The following is a 1,730-nucleotide window of genomic DNA, read 5'->3' on the forward strand; positions in this document are numbered from 1 at the left end:
TCGGCACGCAGATCACGCCGCTGGAGTGGCGGATGGTGAAGGCCATCAGCTCGGGGGTCGCCTTCGACGCCGCGAAGATGATGTCGCCCTCGTTCTCGCGGCCCTCGTCGTCGACGACCACGACGGCCTTGCCGGCGGCGATGTCGGCGATCGCGCGCTCGACGCTGTCGAGGCGGATCCCGCCGTGCTGCGGCTGGTCCAACGACTCGGTCATGATGGTGCTCCTTCGTGTGACTCGCTGAGCGCACCCAGTCGGGCGTCCAGCAGCTTCTCTACGTGCTTGGCGAGGATGTCGACCTCGAGGTTGACCCGGTCGCCGGGCTGCCGGTGACCGAGGGTGGTGCGGGCCAGGGTCTCGGGGATGAGACTGATCGTGAAGGCGGTCGGACCGGCCTCCACGACGGTGAGGCTCACGCCGTCGACGGTGATGGAGCCCTTGTCGACGAGGTACTTCGCGAGCCCGGGCGGCAGGGAGATCTCGACGACCTCCCAGTGCTCGCTGGGCGTGCGGCTGACGACGTGGCCGACGCCGTCGACGTGGCCCTGGACGATGTGACCGCCCAGGCGCTTGTCGGCGGTGACGGCACGCTCGAGGTTGACGCGGTCACCGGGCTTCACGCCGAGCAGGCTGGTCTTGTCGAGCGTCTCCTGCATGACGTCGGCGGTCCAGAGCTCCCCGTCGTGCGTGACGACGGTGAGGCAGCAGCCGTTGACGGCGATGGAGTCGCCGAGACCGACGTCCTCGAGCACGAGTCCGGCGCGGACCGTCAGGCGAATCGCGTCGCCCTGGTGCTCGATCGAGTCGACGGTGCCGAGCTCCTCGACGATTCCGGTGAACATCAGGACTCCTGGTGGCTGGGTAGGGGGCGGTCGGCCGGGCGGGGCGTGAGCGTCAGGCGCACGTTGGGCTGCTCGCCGTCGAGGCCGGGAAGGACACGCACGTCGGTGACCTGCGGACGCAACGCCTGGGAGATCGTGGTGATTCCGAGGTCGCCGACGGCGTTGCGCCCGGCGCCGAGGAACATCGGGGCGACGTAGACGACGATCTCGTCGACCAGGCCGGCGGCCACGAACGCGGCGGCCAGGGTCGGCCCGCCCTCGAGGAAGACGTGCTGGCGGCCGAGCGCGTAGAGCTCCGCGAGCGCCGCATGAGGATCCCGGGTGCGCAGGTGCACCGTGGCCCCACCGTGGGCGAGCCCGGCATCGAAGATCCGCCGGTCTGCCGGCAGGTCGCGCTCCCCCATCACCGCGCGCAGGGGCTGGACGGCGAGCGGGTGGTCGTCGGCATCGCGCACCGTCAGCATCGGGTCGTCGACCGCCACGGTGTTGCTCCCGACCAGCATCGTGTCGCACAGCGCCCGCAGGCGGTGCGTGTCCAGGCGCGCGGCCCGGCCCGAGACCCAGCGTGAGGTGCCGTCGGCGGCCGCGCTTCGTCCGTCCAGCGTCGTGGCGAACTTCCAGGTCACGAAGGGGCGCTGCTCGCGCTTCACCAGGCGGTAGACAGCGGCGAGGGCTGCGGCCTCGTCGGCCAGCAGTCCCGCCTCCACCTCGATCCCGGCCTCCTCGAGCCGGGCGCGTCCACCGGCGGCCACGGGGTTCGCGTCGGACTCGGCATACACGACCCGGCTCACGCCGGCCGCGACGAGCGCCTCGGTGCACGGTCCGGTGCGACCGGTGTGGTTGCACGGCTCGAGGGTCACCACGGCGGTCGCGCCGCGCGCAGCCTCGCC

At 71.8% G+C, this 1,730-nt stretch carries 3 protein-coding genes; all 3 read right to left on the reverse strand.

Going from position 1 to position 1,730, the window contains the following annotated elements; genetic code table 11:
- Nucleotides 1–214 (reverse strand): 3,4-dihydroxy-2-butanone-4-phosphate synthase (locus VOI19_RS19130; protein ID WP_323794515.1); only part of this gene is annotated, 214 nt, incomplete at its 3' end.
- Nucleotides 211–840 carry a riboflavin synthase gene (locus VOI19_RS19135; RefSeq protein WP_323794516.1) on the reverse strand — a complete coding sequence of 210 codons (630 nt, stop codon included), beginning with the start codon at nt 838–840 and terminating at the stop codon, nt 211–213. The genes VOI19_RS19130 and VOI19_RS19135, both read right to left, overlap by 4 nt.
- Nucleotides 840–1,730 (reverse strand): bifunctional diaminohydroxyphosphoribosylaminopyrimidine deaminase/5-amino-6-(5-phosphoribosylamino)uracil reductase RibD (gene ribD / locus VOI19_RS19140; protein WP_323794517.1); only part of this gene is annotated, 891 nt, incomplete at its 5' end. The genes ribD and VOI19_RS19135, both read right to left, overlap by 1 nt.

Source organism: Nocardioides sp., from assembly GCF_034670285.1.
In the GTDB taxonomy this organism is placed as follows: domain Bacteria; phylum Actinomycetota; class Actinomycetes; order Propionibacteriales; family Nocardioidaceae; genus Nocardioides.